We start from the raw sequence: 22,000 nt of genomic DNA, 5'->3' as shown, positions 1-22,000 counted from the left end.
AAGGTCGTCAATACGAAAGAAATTTCCGGCCTTGTATGAAATAGCGAGACTTGTTAATAAACAGGTCTCTTTTTTGTTTCTGACTTTTTGGGTATGACTGATGTGGCTCGAGATGATGAGTCCTAGTGGTCAGAAAACTTCAGAAATAAAAGAGACCAAGAGGAGGAATACATTGTCAAAAGAACAAAAGCGCCAAGCTTTTTACACCCAGAGTCCTGGGGAAATTTTCAAAACTTTGGACGCTTCAGAGCAAGGTTTGTCCAGTCAAGAAGCAGCCAAGCGTCTAGCTGATTATGGCCGTAATGAACTGGATGAAGGGGAGAAAAAATCTCTCATAGTGAAGTTTTTGGAGCAGTTCAAGGATTTGATGATTATCATCTTGTTGGTAGCGGCTGTCTTGTCTGTTGTCACATCAGGTGGTGAAGACATCGCAGATGCTTTGATCATCTTAGCGGTCGTAATCATCAATGCCATCTTTGGTGTCTATCAGGAAGGCAAGGCTGAAGAAGCGATTGCGGCTCTCAAATCCATGTCCAGCCCTGCTGCGCGTGTCCTGCGTGATGGCCATGTCACAGAAGTAGATTCTAAGGACTTGGTGCCTGGTGATATCGTTAGATTGGAAGCCGGTGACGTTGTTCCAGCAGATATGCGGCTTTTGGAAGCTAATTCACTGAAAATCGAAGAAGCAGCTCTGACAGGTGAGTCTGTACCGGTTGAGAAAGACTTGACTGTTGAGGTAGCTGCAGATGCTGGTATTGGCGACCGTGTGAATATGGCCTTCCAAAACTCAAATGTGACCTATGGTCGTGGGGTTGGATTGGTTGTTAATACAGGGATGTATACGGAAGTCGGCCATATAGCAGGTATGTTGCAGGATGCGGATGAAACGGACACACCGCTCAAGCAAAATCTTAATAGTCTGTCTAAGGTTCTGACCTATGCTATCTTGGTGATTGCTGCAGTGACTTTTGTAGTCGGTGTCTTCATTCAAGGGAAAAATCCACTGGGTGAATTGATGACCTCAGTAGCTCTCGCGGTTGCGGCTATTCCAGAAGGTCTGCCTGCTATCGTTACTATCGTGCTGGCTTTGGGAACTCAGGTTCTGGCTAAGCGGAATTCAATTGTCCGTAAGCTTCCAGCTGTTGAGACTTTGGGATCAACTGAGATTATCGCTTCAGATAAGACTGGTACCCTGACTATGAATAAGATGACGGTCGAAAAAGTCTTTTATGACGGAGTCCTGAATGAAGCTGGACAAGATATTGAACTTGGCTTGGAGCTGCCTCTCTTACGTTCGGTTGTCTTAGCCAATGATACCAAGATTGACCAAGAAGGTAAGCTAATTGGTGACCCAACAGAAACAGCCTTTATCCAGTATGCTTTGGACAAGGGCTACGATGTGAAGGCCTTTTTAGAGAAATATCCTCGTGTAGCTGAGCTGCCCTTTGATTCAGACCGTAAGCTCATGTCTACTGTCCATCCATTGCCAGATGGGAAATTCCTTATGGCAGTCAAGGGAGCACCAGATCAACTCTTGAAACGCTGTGTTGCCCGTGATAAGGATGGAGATGTTGCAGCGATTGATGATGCTACTTCACAGCTGATTAAGTCTAACAACTCAGAGATGGCTCACCAAGCTCTGCGCGTGCTGGCTGGTGCCTACAAGATTATTGATGCAGTTCCGACTGACTTGACATCTGAAAATCTAGAAAATAATTTAATCTTTACTGGTTTAATCGGTATGATTGACCCAGAACGTGCAGAAGCAGCAGAAGCTGTTCGCGTAGCCAAGGAAGCTGGTATTCGTCCGATTATGATTACCGGTGACCATCAGGATACAGCAGAAGCTATCGCCAAGCGCTTGGGTATCATCGAAGAAGGAGATACTGAAGACCATGTCCTGACTGGTGCAGAGCTCAATGAGCTTTCTGATGCAGAATTCGAAATGGTTGTTGGCCAATACTCTGTCTATGCCCGAGTTTCGCCTGAGCATAAGGTACGAATTGTCAAAGCGTGGCAAAACCAAGGTAAGGTTGTAGCCATGACAGGTGATGGTGTCAATGACGCACCAGCTTTGAAGACAGCCGATATCGGTATCGGTATGGGCATTACAGGTACAGAAGTATCTAAGGGTGCCTCTGACATGATTCTGGCAGATGATAACTTTGCGACCATCATTGTAGCCGTGGAAGAAGGACGAAAGGTTTTCTCTAATATTCAAAAGACTATCCAGTATCTCCTTTCGGCTAATACAGCTGAGGTGCTGACTATTTTCTTGGCAACCCTCTTTGGTTGGGATGTGCTGCAGCCGGTTCATCTGCTTTGGATTAACCTAGTAACGGATACCTTCCCTGCCATTGCTCTGGGGGTTGAACTTGCTGAGCCAGGTGTCATGAGTCATAAGCCTCGTGGCCGTAAGTCTAGCTTCTTCTCAGGTGGAGTGATGAGCTCTATCATCTATCAGGGTGTCCTGCAGGGAGCTTTGGTTCTGGCGGTTTATGGTTATGCTATCTCTAATCCCGTCCATGTCGGTGATATCAAGGCTATCCATGCGGACGCTCTGACAATGGCCTTTGCAACTCTTGGACTCATCCAGCTCTTCCATGCTTATAATGTGAAATCTGTTTACCAGTCTATCTTTACAGTTGGACCATTCAAGTCTAAGACCTTTAACTGGTCTATTCTGGTTTCTTTCATCCTATTGATTTCAACTATTGTAATTGATCCACTGGAAAAGATTTTCCATGTGACCAAACTGGACTTGTCACAATGGACAGTTGTTCTGATTGGTAGCTTTGCCATGATTGTCATTGTTGAAATTGTTAAGTTCATCCAACGTAAATTAGGTATGGACAAAAATGCTATTTAACAGCAAAAAGTCATCTACGGATGGCTTTTTTTATAGTAACCAAGATTTCATTGCTTTTTCCAATTTTCGTTCCTGTTTATTAGAAGTCTATGTGCAGTTGGACAGCAAAAAACAGCTCTCAGATGAGCTGAGAACTGCTATTCAACATTTCCATTACTGAACTTCAATTACTGTTAAAGCATCTCGCAGTTCAGCTGCTAGGTGTTTTTTCTTATAGTCTCGAAATTCGACTAAATCTTTAACAGCATTATAACGCTTATGCAGGCGGTACATCTGGGGAATTTTATACTGAGGAAAGTCATTAAAAAAGTTCCGAGTCAGTTCCCATTCACGGATGTAGCCCAGAGGACGCATATGGTAGCGGACATCTTCGATAACACGGCTTTGGTGGCGGTGATGGAGATGGCCGAAAACCACCTCTTTCACCCTGTATTTGACAAAGAGTCGATGAAAAGCTTGGCTTCCAAGGAAAGCGTTGAAGCGCTGGAAATAGGGATGGTCGTATAGAAAGTCTTGATGGGGGACAAAATGCAGAGCAACAATAATGGGACCATCTAAAGTCATTAGCAGTTTTTCTAACTCTTGCAGCGTCTGAGCTGTAATGCTAGGGTCGTCGAGTTGACGCTCCAATCTGCGGTCAAACCAGAAATTGGTCTTGGTTCTCAGATGCTCTTCCTTGCTTTTTTCTGGAACAAAGCTGTAGTCATACCAGCCAGAAAAGCTGACGAGCTTGGTCTGGCCGAACTGCTGAACCCGAAAATCATAGTTTGAAATTTCTTGCTCAGAAAGTCCCAGCATATCGTGATTTCCCAGATTAAAAGAAAGGGGAATCTCTTGCTTCAAAGTTTCAAGAAAGGGCAAACTAATCTTGGTCAGGTCGTTGGACAGGTCACCAGCGATGTGTAGGTGGTCAATACCTTCCTCTTTTAAAAGCTGGCGAAGAGCTTGGTGTTCAAAATTCCCAAACTGATTTGAGTCCAGATGGAGGTCGCTCATAAATCCGATTCTTGTCATGGTTTTAGTCTAGCATATTTTTCAAAACTTGAAAATGCTTAAGCACCTATGGAGAGTTCCCCTTTTATCTGAACACTTCATAAATTATCGTAATCTTATATTTCGTTTATTCATGGACGAGGTCTAGGAAGGCTTGAAATAATTCTTCCAACCCCATGTCATTATATTACTTTTCTAACAATTAGGTGACAAGGAGTCGCTTGTCTTGCCTAGCTAGGGAAAATCCGATAAAATGTAAGCTGCTGAATATGAGATTAGGCAAACTGTTTAATTTATGTTATAATTAAACGATATGTGAAAAGAGGTATTTATGGACATTTCAGAAATTCGTCAAAAGATTGACGCAAATCGTGAAAAATTAGCTTCTTTCAGGGGGTCTCTTTGACTTAGAAGGTCTGGAAGAAGAAATTGCCATCTTAGAAAATAAGATGACAGAACCCGACTTTTGGGATGACAATATTGCAGCCCAGAAGACATCTCAAGAGCTGAATGAACTCAAGCAAACCTATGAAAATTTCCATCAGATGACCGAGCTTTTTGATGAATCGGAAATCTTGCTTGATTTTCTGGCTGAAGATGAGTCGGTTCAGGGAGAGTTGGAAGAAAAGCTGGACGAACTCGAGAAAATGATGACCAGCTATGAAATGACCCTGCTCCTATCTGAGCCTTATGACAATAACAATGCTATCCTTGAAATTCACCCGGGCTCTGGTGGTACAGAGGCCCAGGATTGGGGAGATATGCTGCTGCGTATGTATACGCGCTTTGGCAATGCCAAGGGCTTCAAAGTTGAGGTCTTGGACTATCAAGCGGGAGACGAAGCGGGAATTAAGTCAGTGACTCTTTCATTTGAAGGTCCGCACGCTTATGGTCTGCTCAAGTCAGAAATGGGAGTCCACCGTTTGGTTCGGATTTCACCATTTGACTCAGCTAAACGTCGCCATACTTCTTTTACCTCAGTAGAGGTCATGCCAGAGCTGGATGACACCATTGAGGTGGAAATTCGCGATGACGATATTAAGATGGACACTTTCCGCTCGGGAGGAGCCGGCGGACAGAATGTCAATAAAGTTTCTACTGGTGTGCGGCTGACCCATATTCCTACAGGAATTGTGGTGCAGTCTACGGTTGACCGGACCCAGTATGGAAACCGTGATCGGGCGATGAAGATGCTGCAGGCCAAGCTTTATCAGCTAGAGCAAGAGAAACAAGCAGCCGAAGTCGATTCACTCAAGGGAGATAAGAAGGAAATTTCCTGGGGCAGCCAAATCCGCTCCTATGTCTTTACGCCTTATACCATGGTCAAAGACCATCGGACCAGTTACGAAGTAGCACAGGTGGACAAGGTTATGGACGGAGATTTGGATGGTTTCATCGACGCTTATTTGAAATGGCGTTTGAACTAGGAAATGTAAGAGATTAGAATTAGATTGAAAGGAAATTTCAATAGATGTCAATAATTGAAATGAAAGATGTTGTCAAGAAGTATGGCAACGGGACCACTGCTCTGCGTAGTGTGTCTATTAATGTAGAACCTGGGGAGTTTGCCTATATTGTAGGTCCTTCAGGAGCAGGAAAGTCAACCTTTATTCGTTTGCTTTACCGGGAGATAAAGCTGGATAAGGGAAGTCTGAAAGTAGCTGATTTTGACTTAGCTAAGATTAAGAAGCGCGATGTTCCAATGCTGCGACGTCAGGTTGGAGTAGTCTTCCAGGACTATAAACTTCTTCCTAAAAAGACAGTGTATGAGAATATTGCCTACGCTATGGAAGTTATCGGTGAGCGCCGCCGCAATATTAAAAAGCGGGTTATGGAAGTGCTGGACCTGGTTGGTCTGAAGCACAAGGTCCGCTCATTCCCTAATGAGCTGTCCGGTGGTGAGCAGCAGCGGATTGCCATTGCGCGTGCGATTGCCAACAACCCTAAAGTCCTGATTGCGGATGAGCCGACAGGAAACTTGGACCCAGATAATTCTTGGGAGATTATGAACCTGCTGGAGCGGATTAACCTTCAGGGAACAACTGTCCTGATGGCAACCCACAACAGCCAGATTGTAAATACTCTGCGTCACCGCGTTATTGCTATTGAAAATGGCCGTGTGGTACGTGATGAAGCGGAAGGAGAATACGGATACGATGATTAGAAGATTTTTTCGTCATTTGATTGAGTCGCTTAAGAGTCTTACGCGGAATGGTTGGATGACTGTAGCGGCTGTCAGCTCGGTTATGATTACCTTGAGTTTAGTGGCTGTCTTTGCTTCAGTAATTTTAAATACAGCCAAGCTGGCAAATGATATTTCCAATAATGTCCGCGTCATGGTCTATATGCGTAAGGATGTTGCCGACAATAGCGAAACGATTGTAAAAGAAGGCCAAACAGTTCAGAATGAGGACTACCACAAGGTCTATGATGCTCTAACTTCTATGAAAAATGTAGAGAAGGTTACTTTTTCTAGCAAGCAAGAGCAGTATAATAAGCTAACAGAGACCATGGGTAGTGAGTGGGATGTTTTTGATGAAGAAAATAATCCTCTTTACGATGCTTATATTGTTGAGACCAAGGCACCTAAATATGTAGAATCTGTTACAAAAGATGCTCGTAAGATTGATGGTGTTTCAGAGGTTCAAAATGGTGGTACCAATACCAAAAATCTCTTTGCGTTTTCTAATTTCATCCAAACATGGGGATTGATTGGGACAGCGCTTCTGATTTTCATTGCTATCCTTCTCATTTCCAATACTATCCGGATTACCATTATTTCCCGAAGTCGCGAGATTCAAATCATGCGCTTGGTTGGTGCTAAGAATAGCTATATCCGCGGACCATTCCTGTTTGAAGGAGCATGGATTGGCTTGCTAGGAGCAACAGTTCCGTCACTTGTAGTGTATTTGACATATGGTATAGCCTACCAGACTATGAATAAGAGCTTAGTAGGTCAAGGACTTTCTATGATTGATCCAAAACTCTTTAGTCCGATTATGATAGCAGCACTCTTTGTGTTGGGAATTCTTATCGGATCATTGGGATCTATCATCTCTATGAGACGCTTCTTGAAGATTTAACAAATCATAAAAAACAGAGTTTGAAGAATTTCAAACTCTGTTTTTGTTATAGGTAATTGCTTAAATGGCTACTGAGCTAAAAATGGGTTAAAGATTTTTTCATGTGAAATAGTGGTATCATGACCATGACCAGGATAAACAGCATAGTCTTTAGGTAATACCAGAAGTTTCTCGCGAATGGATGTCAGCAATTGCTCCATGTTTCCTGTCGGCAGATCCGTTCGTCCGATGCTTTCTCGAAAGAGGGCATCGCCCGTCAAAACAAGGCAGTCATTAGGAAAGACTAGAGAGACACCTCCGATGGAGTGGCCAGGTGTTGCAAGCACATAGAAGTGAAAGCCTCCAATATCATAGTCTGTTTCGTAGGAGAAAAACTCTTCTGCTGGTCGACAGATAATATCATCCAGATCAGCATGGCGCGCCAGACCAGATAGGTTATCTGTCGGTGTGTAGAGCCAGCTGCTTTCACTCTCAGCCACATAGACAGGTGGGGCAGCATAGTGCTCCCGGACCTTTTCTAAACTCATAATGTGGTCATAATGGGTATGGGTCAAGAGTATAGCAATCACAGGCTTGGCTAGTTCCTCCAGCTTGCGCTCAATCTTTTTCCAGTCACTGCCAGGATCGACGACTAGGAGACCCTGATCGTTCTCTAAGATATAGGTGTTTTCAAAAGCTACAAGGTTGGTAATTTTATGAATCTTCATTTGATTTCCTCGGAAAATGTATTCTGCTATTGAGTGTAACAGAAAAGAGAATTTTTTGCACAGAATTGCTTCATAGACTATGGCTGAAAATTTTCAGATGTCTCAGAATGGCTTTTATGATATAATCATAGCAGTATGACACAAAATGATTATAAGTATGCCGTTGTGGACTTGGAGGCTACAGGAACGGGCAGTAGTGCAAAGATTATCCAGATTGGCATTGTTCTGATTGAGAATGGAATCATTACCAAGACTTATGAAACAGATGTCAATCCTCATGAGGAACTGGATGAGCATATCAAAGAGCTGACAGGTTTGGATGATGAGCGGCTTGGCCGAGCACCGGAGTTTTCTCAGGTAGCAGCTGAGGTATATGAGTTGATTCAGGATGCGATTTTTGTCGCTCATAATGTCAAGTTTGACGCTAATCTACTAGCAGAGGCCCTTTTCTGGGAAGGGTTTGACTTGCTGACACCACGTGTGGACACGGTAGAGTTGGCTCAGGTCTTCTACCCGACCTTTGATAAATATTCCTTGGGCAATCTCTGTAATTTACTGGATATTTCTTTGGAAAACGCCCATACTGCTCTGGCAGATGCTCAAGCAACGGCTCAGCTATTTTTAAAAATACAAGACAAAATCAAGAGCCTGCCCAAGGCCTTGGTTGAGAAAATGCTAACTTTGGCGGATAGCATTATCTATGAGTCGCGTCTGGCTATCGAGGAAGTTTATCAGACAATGCCGGATCAGCAAGATAAGGAACTGCAATCCTGCCATGGTATTTTCCTGCGACGTCCCCAAAAGCTGACTTCGGAAAAGAAACTGTCGCAGGATTTCCTGACCAATCTATACCTGCTGGGCTTAGAAGAGCGGCCAGAACAGCTCAAGTTTGCTCGCTTTATGGAGGAAGCTCTAGACCAGCAGGAGCCTAGTTTTTTAGAAGCCCAGACAGGCTTAGGTAAGACCTTTGGCTACTTGCTGCCCATTCTATCTAGAGGCCGGGAAAAAGTACTAGTGACGGTTCCGACTAAGATCCTGCAGGACCAGCTGCTGCAAAAGGAAGGGCGATTGTTGGAGGAAGTATTTGGTATTTCCTTTCACAGTCTCAAGAGTCCGGAGAATTATATCAAGCTGGACCATTTCTATCAGACATTGGATAGGGAATATGACAACCGTTTGGTTAATCGCTGCAAGCTACAACTCTTGGTTTGGCTGGCAGAAACTAAAACAGGTGATTTGAACGAAATTGGGCAAGCTCATCGCTTCTCAAGCTACTTCAATGAAATCCGTCATGATGGCAAGCTAAGCAAACATTCTCTTTTTTATGAGGAAGATTTTTGGCGGTTGGGACAGGTCAAGTCAGCTACCAGTCGAGTCGTGATTACCAATCATGCTTATCTACTGACGCGTTTAGAGGATGACCAGTCTTTGCTGGACAATCGTATTCTGGTAGTTGATGAAGCTCAGAAGATGTTTTTTGCCTTGGAAAGTTTCTCTCAAGCCAGTATAAATCTGACTAAAACGCTGCAGCAGATAAATCATCTCCTTCAAGAAGAAGGGGAACTTCTGCAGCAACGGCTTTTGCAAAGCATTCAGTTTGAGCTGGCTGATGCCGCAGAGAAGCATCGCAAGAAAGCATCTGAGCTAAGTCGGGAAAAGATTGCCCGACTGCTTCAGGATGTGTCTGAGTTAAAGACTAGTGCACTGCCTGAGCTGCAGCACTTATTCAGTGGCAAATACCAGTATTATTGGTTGGTTGATGAAGATTTGGCAGACCATCGCTTGATGACTCTGCATGCTGGCCGTTCAGAATTGCTGCATTTTACAGACTTTTTGCCTGAAAGGGCCAAGGTTATCTTGGTTTCGTCAACTCTGGAAATCAGCTCTAATGTCAATCTGGCGCAGTTGCTAGGCTTTGAAAGTTATCACTTTTACAAGCTGAAGAGCAAGAAGAAGCCACTGCAGAAGCTCTTTTTAGATGAAAGTTTTCCAGCAGTAGTGGATTTGTCAACTGAGGATTTTGCGCAAGAGATTGTTGCTTGCCTGCAGAAAGTGGCAGAACTTGGTCTGCCTATCGTCGTCTTCTTCACCTCTAAAGACTTGCTTTTGGCTGTTTCGGACTTGCTGGCTCTGCCGCATTTAGCCCAATATAAAAATGGAGATGCCGGTAATATCAAGCGGCGTTTCGATAGAGGAGAAGCAAGTATTCTGTTAGGCTCTGGCAGCTTCTGGGAGGGGGCGGATTTTGCTGAGCAAGACCAGATTATTCAGCTGATTACTCGGATTCCATTTGACAATCCCAAGGATTTCTTTGTGCAGAAGATTAACAGCCGCCTGAAAGCAGAAGGTAAGAATGCCTTTTATGATTATCAACTGCCTCTTGCCATCTTACGGCTTAAGCAGGCTATTGGCCGGACTCGGCGCAATGAGCATCAGAAATCAGCTGTTATTCTTTTGGACAATCGCATTTCTAGTAAACGCTATGGAAAGCAGATTCAGCATCATCTATCACAATTGGCTTCTTTAGATATCCTACCAGAGGCAGCCATTATGCAGGAATTACAAGAATTTTTTGACTGAAACTATCTGAAATCAGCTGAGTTTTATTGGCTGATTTTTTAGTTCCATTCAGATTTTTGGGAAAGAATTTGTTATAATGAGAGGCATAAGAAAGAAGGAGTGCTCGTGAAAAAATATTTACCAGGAATTCTGTTATCCTTTGGCATAGCAGCTGTTTCTATCTTTTTAGGCGGTTTGCTTCCCTTGATAGGCTCTAGTGTTTTGGCTATTATCTTTGGGATTGTTTTGAACAACAGCATGAAGCTGCCGGCTGCTTTTCAGGAAGGACTCAGCTATTCAGGGAAGAAATTGCTGCAGTATTCCATCATCTTTTTGGGATTTTCCATGTCCATTGGTCAGGTTTCTGAGACAGGGATTTCTTCTCTTCGTATCAGTCTTATTACGATTCTGATAGCCTTTCTGGCGGCCTATCTGGCTGGCCGTTTCTTTAAGATGAATCGTGTCTTGACTATTTTAATTGGTTTTGGAACAGCCATCTGCGGTGGCTCTGCCATAGCGGCTGCTTCACCAATCTTGGAAGCTGATGAAGAGGAAATCGCTCTGTCTATCTCCACTATTTTCTTTTTCAATATTTTAGCAGTATTCATTTTCCCTTTTTTAGGGCATTTGCTGCAGATGTCGGATGCATTTTTCGGGACTTGGGCTGGAACAGCCATCAATGATACTTCGTCAGTAGTGGCGGCAGGTTATACATTTAGCCCGTCAGCTGGAGACTTGGCGACCATTGTCAAGCTTAGTCGGGCCCTGATGATTGTACCGGCTTGCTTAATCTTCGCAGCTTATCGCTATATCAAGTCTAAGAAGTCGTCGCAAAAGACAAACTTGAAACAGATTTTTCCTTGGTTTATAGCTTGGTTTGTCCTAGCTTCACTTATCAGCAGTCTGGGATTTCTTCCGGCTGCTGTTATCCCCTATACAAAATTCATTTCTCAGTGGCTGATGGCTATGGCCTTGGCAGCTATTGGCGCCAAGGTTTCCTTTAAGCAGTTTAAGCAAGCAGGAGCAGCGCCTTTGCTGACTGGTGCCTTTGCTTGGTTCTGCGTCGCTGTTTCTAGCTTGATTATCCAGTATTTTTTCTAAAAAGGAGGGACTATGCCCTATCAAAGACGGACGTTTGAGTCTCGGATTGATTATAGTTTAATTTTGCCCGTTTTGATGTTGCTTTCAATCGGAGTTGTGGCTATTTACATTGCTGTTAGTCATGATTATCCTGACAATACCTGGCCCATGGTTGGTCAGCAGATTGCCTGGATTGCGGTGGGCTTCCTGCTCAGCTTTATCCTCATGTTTTTTAACACCAAGTTTCTCTGGAAAATTACGCCTTATCTCTATGTTTTTGGTCTTGGCCTCATGGTCTTGCCTCTGATTTTTTACAGCCAATCGCTGGTAGCCTCCACTGGTGCCAAAAACTGGATTGCTATTCGTGGTGCGACCCTCTTTCAGCCCTCGGAGTTTATGAAGATTTCATATATTCTCATGCTGTCGCGGCTGGTTGTCCATTTTCTCCAGCAACACAAGCAGGATGAGCGAACCTTGGCTTTAGACTTTTTTCTAATTTTTAAGCTTGGGCTCTACACAGTGCCTGTTCTGGTTTTGTTAACCCTTCAGAGTGATTTGGGGACAGCTCTGGTTTTTGTTGCTATATACGGCGGCATCGTTCTACTGTCAGGTGTTTCTTGGAAGATTATTCTGCCGGTCTTTTTGACGGGAGTCCTGCTGTTGGGAGGATTTCTCTTTATCTTTATTTCCGATGGCGGTCGTGCCTTTCTCCATAATCTAGGCATGCCAACCTACCAAATCAATCGGATTTTGGCTTGGCTTCATCCTTTTGACTACGCTCAGACGACCACCTTCCAGCAAGCACAGGGACAAATCGCTGTCGGAAGCGGCGGTCTGACTGGCCAAGGCTTTAATGTCTCTAATCTCTTGGTGCCTGTTCGGGAAAGCGATATGATTTTCACCGTCATTGCAGAAGATTTTGGCTTTTTGGGCTCGACCTTGGTTATCATGCTCTATTTACTGCTGATTTATCGCATGCTCAAGATTACAATTAAATCCAACAACCAGTTTTATACCTACATCTCGACTGGCTTTATCATGATGCTGCTCTTCCATATCTTTGAAAATATTGGAGCGGTGACAGGAATTCTACCTTTAACAGGGATTCCGCTGCCCTTTATCTCACAGGGTGGTTCTTCCATCATCAGTAATCTTATCGGTGTTGGTCTCCTGCTGTCCGTCTCCTATCAGAATAGCTTAACGGATGAAAAGAAAGAGCGAATTCCAGCTGTCCGTAAAAAAGTCGTACTGAAGAAATTAAAATAAAAATAAAGCAAGTTTTTGACTCACAAATCAGATGGGATTTTGTGACTGGCTCATATCAGAAAGGATATTTTCATGAAAAAAGCAGCTTTACTCTTAGCTCCCGGCTTTGAAGAAATCGAGGCCCTGACGGTTGTGGATGTCTTGCGCCGTGCAGGTCTTGTCTGTGATATGATTGGTTTTGATGAATCAGTGACTGGCTCTCACGCTATCACTGTTCAGGCGGATCAGGTCTGGAAGGGCAGACTGGATGACTACGATATGGTCATCTTGCCAGGGGGGATGCCGGGATCAGCTAATCTTCGCGATGATGACCGCCTGATGCGGCTTTTGCAGGACTTTCAGCAGGAGGACAAATTCATCGCTGCCATTTGTGCCGCTCCCATTGCTCTTGACCGCGCAGGTATCTTGACTGGTAAATATTTCACTTGCTATGATGGTGCGCAAGACAATATTAAAAATGGAACTTACCGTAAAGAAACAGTTCTTGTTGATGGGAAGTTAATTACTAGCCGTGGTCCATCAACTGCCTTGGCTTTTGCCTATGAGCTGGTTCGTCAGCTGGGAGGAGATGCTGACCAGTTGGCTGATGCTATGCTTTACACAGATGTATTTGAGAATTAAAAATATGCTGGGATTCATAATGTTTCCCAGCTTTTTTGAACCCTTATGCATCTTTGTCGTTCTCTATTTGGTAGGGGGTTAGAGCTGTTGACAAGGACGAAACCATCATCCATTTTTAAATTTTGGATTCTTTGAGATATTTTGTTTAGAAAAAGGCTTGAAAAAAGTCGCAAAAGTGCTGGATTCGGGCAAATATTAGCCCCTTTTTCATGAAAAATATGGTATAATGAAAGGTATGAATTATCAAGATTACATCTGGGATTTAGGTGGAACACTCTTGGATAATTATGAAACTTCAACTGCAGCTTTTGTTCAAACCTTGAAAGAGTTTGGTCTGCAAGCTGGTCACGATGAAGTTTATAAGGCCCTCAAGTTGTCTACGGACTATGCTGTCCAGCAGTTTGCTCCCCAAGAAAAAGACTTTTTAAAGTTTTATAAGGCCAATGAAGCAGAAGAGTTGACTCACCCTGTCTTATTTGACGGCGCGACAGACTTGCTTAGGCGGATTGTGGACAAGGGTGGTCGGAACTTTCTGGTCTCCCACCGGGACAATCAAGTGCTGGAAATCTTGGAGAAAACTGCGATTGCATCAGCATTTACAGAAGTGGTGACATCGGCGAATGGTTTTCCAAGGAAACCCTCTCCAGACTCCATGCTCTATCTAAAAGACAAGTATCAGATTGCCTCTGGCTTGGTCATTGGTGACCGTCCGCTGGATATTGAAGCAGGGCAGGCAGCTGGCTTTGACACCTATCTCTTTGATAATATGCAGCATCTTGAAGAATTTATAGATATTGATTAGAAAAGGAACACTATGACAGAAGAAAAGCAACAAGATATACAGGCCCAAGAATATGATGCCAGTCAGATTCAGGTCTTAGAAGGCCTAGAAGCCGTTCGTATGCGTCCAGGAATGTATATCGGTTCGACCTCCAAGGAAGGTCTTCACCATTTAGTATGGGAAATTGTTGACAACTCAATTGATGAGGCGTTGGCTGGTTTTGCTAGCCACATTCAGGTCTTTATTGAAAAAGACAATTCCATCACAGTAGTAGATAACGGTCGGGGAATTCCGGTTGATATTCAGGAGAAAACAGGCCGGCCGGCCGTAGAAACCGTCTTTACTGTACTCCATGCCGGAGGAAAATTCGGCGGTGGCGGATACAAGGTATCCGGAGGTCTGCACGGTGTGGGCTCTTCCGTTGTAAATGCCCTGTCCACTCAGCTGGATGTTCGCGTTTATAAGAACGGTCAGATTCATTACCAAGAATACCGTCGCGGTCATGTAGTCGCTGATTTAGAAATCATCGGTGAGACAGACCGTACTGGTACGACAGTTCACTTTACACCAGATCCAGAGATTTTCACTGAAACAGTAGAATTTGACTTTGAAAAGCTCAATAAGCGGGTACAAGAACTGGCCTTCCTCAATCGTGGCCTCAGAATTTCCATCACCGATAAGCGAGACGGAATGGAGCAGGTCAAGGACTACCACTATGAGGGTGGGATTGCCAGCTATGTACAATACATCAATGAAAATAAGGATGTAATCTTTGAAACGCCGATTTATACCGACGGCGAAATGGACGACATTACAGTTGAAGTAGCTATGCAGTATACGACTGGCTACCATGAAACAGTCATGAGCTTTGCCAATAACATCCATACCCACGAGGGTGGAACGCATGAGCAAGGCTTCCGGACAGCCCTGACACGGGTTATCAATGACTACGCTAAGAAAAATAAGCTTCTCAAAGAAAATGAGGACAATCTGACTGGGGAAGATGTTCGTGAAGGACTGACAGCGGTCATCTCTGTCAAGCACCCCAATCCTCAGTTTGAAGGTCAGACCAAGACCAAGCTGGGCAATAGTGAAGTAGTCAAGATTACCAATCGCCTCTTTAGTGAAGCTTTCTCAGATTTTCTTTTGGAAAATCCTGCGGTGGCTCGAAAAATCGTTGAGAAGGGAATTTTGGCTTCTAAGGCTAGAATTGCTGCCAAGCGAGCTCGGGAAGTAACCCGCAAAAAGTCTGGCTTGGAAATCTCCAATCTGCCAGGTAAATTGGCTGACTGCTCGTCCAACGACCCACAGGAAACAGAACTCTTCATCGTGGAGGGGGATTCAGCGGGTGGTTCAGCTAAGTCCGGTCGTAACCGTGAATTTCAGGCTATTTTGCCAATTCGCGGTAAGATTCTCAACGTTGAAAAAGCCAGCATGGACAAGATATTGGCCAATGAAGAAATCCGCAGTCTCTTTACTGCTATGGGAACTGGTTTCGGCGCTGATTTTGATGTCAGCAAGGCCCGCTACCAAAAATTAGTCATCATGACTGATGCCGATGTAGATGGAGCTCACATTCGGACTCTGCTCTTGACTTTGATTTATCGTTATATGAAACCGGTTCTGGAAGCTGGATTTGTCTATATCGCTCAGCCGCCAATATACGGTGTCAAGGTCGGAAGTGAAGTCAAAGAATACATCCAGCCAGGTGCTAATCAGGAAGAAGAGCTTCAAGCTGCTTTGGCTCGCTACAGTGAAGGTCGCTCCAAGCCAACCATTCAACGCTATAAAGGTCTCGGAGAAATGGATGACCATCAGCTGTGGGAGACGACTATGAATCCTGAACATCGCTTGATGGCACGGGTTTCAGTGGATGATGCAGCGGAAGCTGACAAGATTTTTGACATGCTGATGGGGGATCGCGTTGAACCTCGTCGTGAATTTATTGAAGAAAATGCTGTATACAGTACGCTCGACGTCTAAAAAAATCAGAAAAATCAACCATTATGGGCAAAAATATGATATAATCATTATGTTTGCTTTATAGTAACAATGTGAAGGAGTTCTATATGTCTATTGGACTAGTTATTCTCGTTGCTGTGGTAGCTCTGCTTTTGGTTGTCGGCTATGGTACTGCAGTTCTGATGAGAAAGAGAAATGAAGCTTTACTTCAAAATTTAGAGGAGAGAAAAGAAGCACTCTATAATCTCCCGGTAAATGATGAAGTTGAAGAAGTAAAAAATATGCATTTGATTGGGCAGAGTCAGGTAGCCTTCCGTGAATGGAATCAAAAATGGGTAGACCTGTCCTTAAATTCATTTGCTGATATCGAAAATAATCTATTTGAAGCAGAAGGTTACAATAATTCTTTCCGTTTCATAAAAGCCAAGCATGCCATCGGCAATATTGAGAGTCAGATTGATTTGATTGACGAAGATATCAAGATGATTCGTGCAGCCTTGGAAGATCTTAAAGAGCAAGAGTCTAAGAACAGCGGCCGTGTGCTCCATGCCTTGGATTTGTTTGAAAAACTGCAAAACCAGGTAGCAGAGAATGCAGACTCGTATGGGCAAGCCCTAGCTGAGATTGAGAAACAGCTGGAAAATATCCAGTCAGAGTTTTCTCAGTTTGTGACCCTTAATTCTTCAGGTGACCCGGTTGAAGCAGCTGAAATCTTGGATAAGGCAGAGGATCATATCCTTGCTCTGACGCATATCGTTGAGAAAGTTCCTGCCATTGTCGAAGAGTTGACTGTGAAATTGCCAGATCAGTTGGAAGACTTAGAATCTGGTCACCGTAAGCTCTTGGAATCTGGTTATCACTTTATCGAAACAGATATAGAGTCTCGTTTCCAACAGCTCCATGCGAGTCTCAAACGCAACGAAGCTAATATTTCGGCCTTAGAGCTGGATAATGCTGAGTATGAAAATGAACAGGCGCAAGAAGAGATTAACGCTCTCTATGAAATTTTTACGCGGGAAATTGAAGCCCACAAAGTAGTGGAGAAGCTGATTAAAAACTTACCTAGCTATCTGGCTCATACAAAGGAAAACAACCAGCAACTCCAAAAAGAGATAGAACGTTTATCTCAAACCTTCCTTCTCTCTGATACGGAAACTTCTCATGTCAAGGAGTTGCAGGCTGAGCTTTCTGCTCAGGAAGATGTGGTTCTGAGCGCAGTAGAAGATTCTTCTGAAACCAAGCAAGCTTATTCTGTTGTTCAGGAAGAGTTGGAAGCTATCCAAGAGCGTTTGAAAGAAATCGAAGATGAGCAGATTTCTCTTGGCGAAGCACTTGCAGAGATTGAAAAAGATGATGCTAATGCTCGTCAGAAAGTCAATATCTATGCTAACAAATTGCATACCATTAAGAGATATATGGAAAAACGCAATTTGCCAGGTATTCCTGACTCTTTCTTAGAAATTTTCTTCTCAACTAGCAATAATATTGAAGAGTTGGTGAAGGAATTGGAAGCTACACGAGTCAATATCGAATCAGTTAACCGTTGGCTGGAAATTCTAGGGAATGATATGGAGCAATTAGAAGAAGAAACCTATCGTATCGTCCAAGATGCTACCTTGACTGAGCAGCTGCTGCAGTATTCAAACCGCTATCGTTCTTTTGATGATAATGTACAGGCAGCCTTCAACAAGTCCTTGTATGTCTTTGAACATGACTACGACTATGCTCAATCCTTGGAAATCATTTCAAAAGCTTTGGATCTTGTCGAGCCAGGCGTGACAGAGCGCTTTGTGACGTCCTATGAAAAAACACGCGAGAATATTCGTTTTTAAAAGAAGTTCCTTCGGGAACTTTTTTCTTTTACAAAGGGAACGCTAGAGAACAGTCAGTAACAAGGATTCTGAGACTTCAATTTTTCCCAGCTTGTTTTGAAATAGAATTTCCTGTATAATACAAAAAAATAGAAAGAATGAGGTCGGACAATGAAAACTGTCAAAGGCTTATTAGTCATGGATGTAGACAGCACCTTAATCATGGAAGAGGGGATTGACCTGCTAGGAGAGGAGGCGGGTGTAGGTGCTCAGGTTGCGGCTATTACAGAGCGCGCCATGCGAGGTGAATTGGACTTTGAAGCTGCCTTACGTGAGCGGGTCGGTCTTTTAAAAGGGCTGCCAGAGGATATTTTTACTCAAATTGCAGAAAAGATTCACTTCACTCCGGGAGCCGAGGAACTGGTCGATGAGTTGCATAAACGTGGTTATAAAGTAGGCTTGGTGTCAGGTGGTTTTCATGAGACGGTGGACAGACTGGCTGAGCAGCTTGGAATTGACTACGTCAAGGCAAATCGTTTGGAAATTCAACATGGCTTTTTGACAGGCCGAGTCTTAGGAGAGATTGTCACTAAGGATACCAAGCTCGCCATGCTAAAAGCATGGGCGGCTGAAAATAAGTTGGAATTAAATCAAACGATTGCTATGGGGGACGGCGCCAATGATCTGCCTATGATTCAGGCAGCAGGAATAGGAATTGCCTTTATGGCCAAGCCAATTGTGCGAGAGCAGGCTCCTTATCAGATTCAAGAATGTAATCTCTATCGGGTCATTGATCTTTTAGACAATAGAAAAGAGTAGGAGAGAGGCATGCATATTCTAATTGCGCCGGATTCTTTCAAGGAAAGTTTGTCAGCTGCTCAGGTTGCTCAAGCTCTTCAGATAGGCTTTTCTCAGGCCTTGCCAGATGCCAGCTTTGACTTGCTGCCGGTCGGTGACGGCGGAGAGGGGACAATGGCTGCGCTGACAGCAGCCTTGGGCTGGGCTGAATTTTACCACACTGTAACCGGACCCTTTGGCCAGCCAGTAAAAATGCCCTACGCCAGAAATGGTCAGCAAGCGCTTTTTGAAATGGCTGATTTGGTTGGACTCGCATCTATTCCGCAGGAAAAACGAAATCCCTTGGCCACAGAGACCAAAGGATTGGGAGAATTGATTTTGCACCTAGCTGAAGACGGTGTCAGAAAGATTCTAGTTGGTGTTGGAGGTTCGGCTAGCAACGACGGTGGGATTGGACTAGCAGCGGGCCTGGGCTATGAATTTTTCGATGCGGAGAATCATAGATTGCGCCCCATTGGCTCGTCTTTGGGAAAGGTCGCTCGAATATCAGCTGAGCAGGTTCCTGCTTTCTTGAAAGAAGTTGAGATTGAGATTTTGACGGATGTAGACAATCCTTTATGCGGAGCGCGCGGTGCGACAACTGTTTTCGGAGGCCAGAAAGGTCTAGCACCCTTATTATTCTCTCAAGTGGATCAAGCCATGGCTGATTTCTATCAGTTGGTCAATCCTCAGGTGATTGATATGGATGGAGCTGGAGCCGGAGGCGGAATGGCAGCAGGATTGGTTGCTTTTGCCGGAGGAAAAATCGTTTCGGGCATCGAAACCTGTCTAGACTTACTGGATTTTGATGAAAGAGTCAAAAAAGCGGACTTGGTCGTAGTGGGCGAGGGACGGATGGACCGTCAGTCTTTGGCGGGTAAGGCACCGATCGGGGTCGCAAGACGAACACCAGAAGGCATCCCTGTACTGGCGATTTGCGGTAGCCTGGCAGATGATTTACCCGATTTCCCAGCTGAGAATATCCAGGCAGCTTTTTCGATTATTTCGCGAGCAGATAGCTTGGATAGGATTCTAGAGCAGGCGGAGCAAAATTTGATTCGCACAGCCAAAAACATTGGCAATGTACTAAAAATGAAAAAAAGCGGTTAGTCCGCTTTTTTTAGTAGGTATTCAATTTCTTTGGCTATCATGCCCTTTTCAAAGAAGAAGATGTCACAAGACAGGTCACCAAAGTCATTTTCTAAAATGGTCACAATTCGATTCTGGTCAGGACTAAGCTGATAATAAGTACAAGAAAATTGGACGGGGTTGTTATGGTAGGCTTTTTGAATCTTAGTCAGGTAGTCCGCTTTTCCTTTGATGATTTCAATTGTGTCACCTTCTAATTCCCAGCTAACATGATCAGAAAGAAAGGTCTGATAGGTTTGCCAATCTCGCTGATTTTCTGCTTCAAAGAAGGCGAAAAGTTTTTCTAAATTTGTCATCTTACCCAAACCATTTTTTCCAGAGAGAGCGCTTTTCTTTTGCTGGTTTTTCTGTTGGCTGAAGGAGACTAGCAAACTGTTGGCTCATGTCCTTATCATCTACTTGGACAAGATGGTCGCTATGGACAATCAGGCCAAAAGGAGAAGACTGGTAATCGCTTGAGACGATAGTAGCCTCGCAGCCAAGTTCCTTGGAGGTTTTTAGATAAAAGATTTGATTGCCTGACTCGACTTCTGGGGAAATTTTGACAATTACAGGTTGGCAGTTTTTCATGATGCTGCTGAGCATTTCCTTGAAATGACTGCGAATGAGAGAATCGTTGGCTTGCTCAATAGAGCAGGAGGCCAGCACTCGCTCCTCAAAAGTCCCTAAAAACCTACGCTGTTCATCAGGGTTGAGCTTGACTCCGCCCTGAGCTTTTTCCATGATTACTTTATTAATATCAGTCATAATAAAATTGTACCATAAAAGGAGGAATTCTAAAAGCTCGAATGTCTGTTCTGATTTGCTGGAAAAACATTTATATAGTAAGTTTGGAATCGTTTTCTTGTGCAAAATTTCTCAAATTTGCCTAGATTCTCTATTTTTCCTTGAAAAAAAAGCGTTTTTGAGGTATCATAGACTAGTAAATAATTTTAAATAATAAGGAGAGTAAGAAATGTCAATTATTACTGATGTTTACGCTCGCGAAGTCCTAGACTCACGCGGTAACCCAACACTTGAAGTAGAAGTTTATACTGAATCAGGTGCTTTCGGACGTGGTATGGTTCCTTCAGGAGCTTCTACAGGTGAACACGAAGCAGTTGAACTTCGTGATGGCGACAAATCTCGTTACGGTGGTCTTGGTACACAAAAAGCAGTTGATAATGTAAACAACGTTATCGCTGAAGCTATTATCGGTTACGATGTTCGTGACCAACAAGCTATCGACCGTGCAATGATCGCTTTGGACGGTACTCCTAATAAAGGTAAATTGGGTGCGAACGCAATCCTTGGTGTGTCTATCGCTGTAGCTCGTGCTGCTGCTGACTACCTTGAAATCCCTCTTTACAGCTACCTTGGCGGATTCAACACTAAAGTTCTTCCAACTCCAATGATGAACATCATCAACGGTGGATCTCACTCTGATGCTCCAATCGCATTCCAAGAGTTCATGATTTTGCCAGTTGGTGCTCCAACATTCAAAGAAGCTCTTCGTTACGGTGCTGAAATCTTCCACGCTCTTAAGAAAATCCTTAAATCTCGTGGTTTGGAAACTGCCGTTGGTGACGAAGGTGGATTCGCTCCTCGCTTTGAAGGAACTGAAGATGGTGTAGAAACTATCATCGCTGCAATCGAAGCTGCTGGTTATGTTCCAGGTAAAGACGTATTTATCGGATTTGACTGTGCATCATCAGAATTCTACGATAAAGAACGTAAAGTATACGACTACACTAAATTTGAAGGTGAAGGCGCTGCTGTTCGTACATCTGCAGAACAAATCGACTACCTTGAAGAGTTGGTTAACAAATACCCAATCATCACTATCGAAGATGGTATGGATGAAAATGACTGGGATGGTTGGAAAGCTCTTACTGAACGTCTTGGTAAGAAAGTACAACTTGTTGGTGACGACTTCTTCGTAACAAACACTGACTACCTTGCACGTGGTATCAAAGAAGGTGCTGCTAACTCAATCCTTATCAAAGTTAACCAAATCGGTACTCTTACTGAAACTTTTGAAGCGATTGAAATGGCTAAAGAAGCTGGTTACACTGCAGTTGTATCACACCGTTCAGGTGAAACTGAAGATTCAACAATCGCTGACATCGCAGTTGCAACTAACGCAGGTCAAATCAAGACTGGTTCACTTTCACGTACAGACCGTATTGCTAAATACAACCAATTGCTTCGTATCGAAGATCAACTTGGTGAAGTTGCTCAATACAAAGGTCTTCAAGCTTTCTATAACTTGAAAAAATAATCTAACAACATATAAGAGGAGC

At 43.8% G+C, this 22,000-nt stretch carries 18 protein-coding genes; 14 read left to right on the top strand and 4 right to left on the bottom strand.

Annotated features, from left to right (window positions below):
* Nucleotides 1-172: 172 nt before the first annotated feature.
* Nucleotides 173-2,869 carry a cation-translocating P-type ATPase gene (locus J1C91_RS07355; protein ID WP_185761334.1) on the top strand — a complete coding sequence of 899 codons (2,697 nt, stop codon included), beginning with the start codon at nt 173-175 and terminating at the stop codon, nt 2,867-2,869.
* 153 nt (nt 2,870-3,022) lie between these two features.
* Here J1C91_RS07355 and J1C91_RS07350 read toward each other — a convergent pair whose 3' ends face one another.
* Nucleotides 3,023-3,883 carry a metallophosphoesterase gene (locus J1C91_RS07350; RefSeq protein ID WP_125439032.1) on the bottom strand — a complete coding sequence of 287 codons (861 nt, stop codon included), beginning with the start codon at nt 3,881-3,883 and terminating at the stop codon, nt 3,023-3,025.
* A gap of 310 nt (nt 3,884-4,193) precedes the next feature.
* Here J1C91_RS07350 and prfB point away from each other — a divergent pair.
* From prfB to ftsX, 3 genes are all read left to right on the top strand, one after another.
* Nucleotides 4,194-5,289, top strand: a protein-coding gene (gene prfB, locus J1C91_RS07345) for a peptide chain release factor 2 (RefSeq protein ID WP_125341648.1) whose coding sequence is annotated in 2 segments (ribosomal slippage) — nt 4,194-4,265 and nt 4,267-5,289 — 1,095 coding nt in all. Because the reading frame shifts where the segments join, the coding sequence is not laid out codon by codon here.
* Between the two features lie 44 nt (nt 5,290-5,333).
* The gene (ftsE, locus tag J1C91_RS07340; RefSeq protein WP_002895890.1) at nt 5,334-6,026 is read left to right on the top strand and encodes a cell division ATP-binding protein FtsE; all 693 of its coding nucleotides are present in this window, start codon (nt 5,334-5,336) and stop codon (nt 6,024-6,026) included.
* Nucleotides 6,019-6,945 carry a permease-like cell division protein FtsX gene (gene ftsX, locus J1C91_RS07335; protein WP_125377527.1) on the top strand — a complete coding sequence of 309 codons (927 nt, stop codon included), beginning with the start codon at nt 6,019-6,021 and terminating at the stop codon, nt 6,943-6,945. Before ftsE ends, ftsX begins: the two co-directional genes overlap by 8 nt.
* 68 nt (nt 6,946-7,013) lie before the next feature.
* On the opposite strand, the gene J1C91_RS07330 is transcribed toward ftsX, so the two are convergent.
* Nucleotides 7,014-7,652 (bottom strand): MBL fold metallo-hydrolase, encoded by a 639-nt coding sequence (locus tag J1C91_RS07330; RefSeq protein ID WP_002919276.1) that lies wholly within the window; start codon nt 7,650-7,652, stop codon nt 7,014-7,016.
* A 135-nt stretch (nt 7,653-7,787) separates the two neighbouring features.
* Between J1C91_RS07330 and J1C91_RS07325 the strand changes: the two genes are divergently transcribed.
* The 9 genes from J1C91_RS07325 (at nt 7,788) to J1C91_RS07285 (ending at nt 19,679) form a co-directional block, all read left to right on the top strand.
* Nucleotides 7,788-10,232 carry a bifunctional DnaQ family exonuclease/ATP-dependent helicase gene (locus tag J1C91_RS07325; RefSeq protein ID WP_125439030.1) on the top strand — a complete coding sequence of 815 codons (2,445 nt, stop codon included), beginning with the start codon at nt 7,788-7,790 and terminating at the stop codon, nt 10,230-10,232.
* A 99-nt stretch (nt 10,233-10,331) separates the two neighbouring features.
* Entirely contained in the window at nt 10,332-11,312 is a 981-nt protein-coding gene (locus J1C91_RS07320) for a YeiH family protein (protein WP_125337831.1), read from the top strand.
* Between the two features lie 12 nt (nt 11,313-11,324).
* Nucleotides 11,325-12,557: an FtsW/RodA/SpoVE family cell cycle protein gene (locus J1C91_RS07315; protein WP_002910060.1), complete on the top strand. Its 1,233-nt coding sequence runs from the start codon at nt 11,325-11,327 to the stop codon at nt 12,555-12,557.
* Between the two features lie 72 nt (nt 12,558-12,629).
* Nucleotides 12,630-13,178 carry a DJ-1 family glyoxalase III gene (locus J1C91_RS07310; protein WP_002910059.1) on the top strand — a complete coding sequence of 183 codons (549 nt, stop codon included), beginning with the start codon at nt 12,630-12,632 and terminating at the stop codon, nt 13,176-13,178.
* Between the two features lie 235 nt (nt 13,179-13,413).
* Nucleotides 13,414-13,980 carry an HAD-IA family hydrolase gene (locus J1C91_RS07305; protein WP_032912612.1) on the top strand — a complete coding sequence of 189 codons (567 nt, stop codon included), beginning with the start codon at nt 13,414-13,416 and terminating at the stop codon, nt 13,978-13,980.
* Nucleotides 13,981-13,992: 12 nt separating this feature from the next.
* Nucleotides 13,993-15,942 carry a DNA topoisomerase (ATP-hydrolyzing) subunit B gene (gene gyrB, locus J1C91_RS07300; RefSeq protein WP_002895870.1) on the top strand — a complete coding sequence of 650 codons (1,950 nt, stop codon included), beginning with the start codon at nt 13,993-13,995 and terminating at the stop codon, nt 15,940-15,942.
* An 86-nt stretch (nt 15,943-16,028) separates the two neighbouring features.
* On the top strand, nt 16,029-17,753 hold the full coding sequence (ezrA, locus tag J1C91_RS07295) for a septation ring formation regulator EzrA (RefSeq protein ID WP_002910057.1): 1,725 nt from the start codon (nt 16,029-16,031) through the stop codon (nt 17,751-17,753).
* Between the two features lie 150 nt (nt 17,754-17,903).
* The gene (serB, locus tag J1C91_RS07290; protein ID WP_002910056.1) at nt 17,904-18,551 is read left to right on the top strand and encodes a phosphoserine phosphatase SerB; all 648 of its coding nucleotides are present in this window, start codon (nt 17,904-17,906) and stop codon (nt 18,549-18,551) included.
* A 9-nt stretch (nt 18,552-18,560) separates the two neighbouring features.
* A complete protein-coding gene (locus tag J1C91_RS07285) occupies nt 18,561-19,679 on the top strand; it encodes a glycerate kinase (protein WP_002910055.1) in 1,119 nt (372 codons plus the stop codon).
* Here J1C91_RS07285 and J1C91_RS07280 read toward each other — a convergent pair.
* Nucleotides 19,676-20,014 (bottom strand): nuclear transport factor 2 family protein, encoded by a 339-nt coding sequence (locus tag J1C91_RS07280; RefSeq protein WP_002910052.1) that lies wholly within the window; start codon nt 20,012-20,014, stop codon nt 19,676-19,678. The two genes, J1C91_RS07285 and J1C91_RS07280, sit on opposite strands and share 4 nt — an antisense overlap.
* Before the next feature lies 1 nt (nt 20,015).
* Nucleotides 20,016-20,465, bottom strand: a complete 450-nt coding sequence (locus tag J1C91_RS07275; protein ID WP_002910050.1) for a DUF1694 domain-containing protein — start codon at nt 20,463-20,465, stop codon at nt 20,016-20,018.
* Between the two features lie 208 nt (nt 20,466-20,673).
* On the opposite strand from J1C91_RS07275, the gene eno reads away from it, so the two are divergent.
* Nucleotides 20,674-21,978, top strand: a complete 1,305-nt coding sequence (eno, locus tag J1C91_RS07270) for a surface-displayed alpha-enolase (RefSeq protein WP_002906836.1) — start codon at nt 20,674-20,676, stop codon at nt 21,976-21,978.
* The last annotated feature ends 22 nt before the right edge of the window (nt 21,979-22,000 follow it).

The sequence above is a fragment of the Streptococcus sanguinis genome, from assembly GCF_050222175.1.
Taxonomy (GTDB): domain Bacteria; phylum Bacillota; class Bacilli; order Lactobacillales; family Streptococcaceae; genus Streptococcus; species Streptococcus sanguinis_M.
This window is presented reverse-complemented; position numbering and strand designations above follow the sequence as displayed.

Coding starts and splice junctions, on each gene's coding strand:
- ezrA (WP_002910057.1), top strand. CDS start 16,029: ATGTCTATTGGACTAGTTATTCTCGTTGCTGTGGTAGCTCTGCTTTTG.
- ftsE (WP_002895890.1), top strand. CDS start 5,334: ATGTCAATAATTGAAATGAAAGATGTTGTCAAGAAGTATGGCAACGGG.
- J1C91_RS07330 (WP_002919276.1), bottom strand. CDS start 7,652: ATGAAGATTCATAAAATTACCAACCTTGTAGCTTTTGAAAACACCTAT.
- J1C91_RS07325 (WP_125439030.1), top strand. CDS start 7,788: ATGACACAAAATGATTATAAGTATGCCGTTGTGGACTTGGAGGCTACA.
- J1C91_RS07285 (WP_002910055.1), top strand. CDS start 18,561: ATGCATATTCTAATTGCGCCGGATTCTTTCAAGGAAAGTTTGTCAGCT.
- J1C91_RS07315 (WP_002910060.1), top strand. CDS start 11,325: ATGCCCTATCAAAGACGGACGTTTGAGTCTCGGATTGATTATAGTTTA.
- J1C91_RS07280 (WP_002910052.1), bottom strand. CDS start 20,014: ATGACAAATTTAGAAAAACTTTTCGCCTTCTTTGAAGCAGAAAATCAG.
- serB (WP_002910056.1), top strand. CDS start 17,904: ATGAAAACTGTCAAAGGCTTATTAGTCATGGATGTAGACAGCACCTTA.
- J1C91_RS07305 (WP_032912612.1), top strand. CDS start 13,414: ATGAATTATCAAGATTACATCTGGGATTTAGGTGGAACACTCTTGGAT.
- J1C91_RS07350 (WP_125439032.1), bottom strand. CDS start 3,883: ATGACAAGAATCGGATTTATGAGCGACCTCCATCTGGACTCAAATCAG.
- gyrB (WP_002895870.1), top strand. CDS start 13,993: ATGACAGAAGAAAAGCAACAAGATATACAGGCCCAAGAATATGATGCC.
- eno (WP_002906836.1), top strand. CDS start 20,674: ATGTCAATTATTACTGATGTTTACGCTCGCGAAGTCCTAGACTCACGC.
- ftsX (WP_125377527.1), top strand. CDS start 6,019: ATGATTAGAAGATTTTTTCGTCATTTGATTGAGTCGCTTAAGAGTCTT.
- J1C91_RS07275 (WP_002910050.1), bottom strand. CDS start 20,465: ATGACTGATATTAATAAAGTAATCATGGAAAAAGCTCAGGGCGGAGTC.
- J1C91_RS07310 (WP_002910059.1), top strand. CDS start 12,630: ATGAAAAAAGCAGCTTTACTCTTAGCTCCCGGCTTTGAAGAAATCGAG.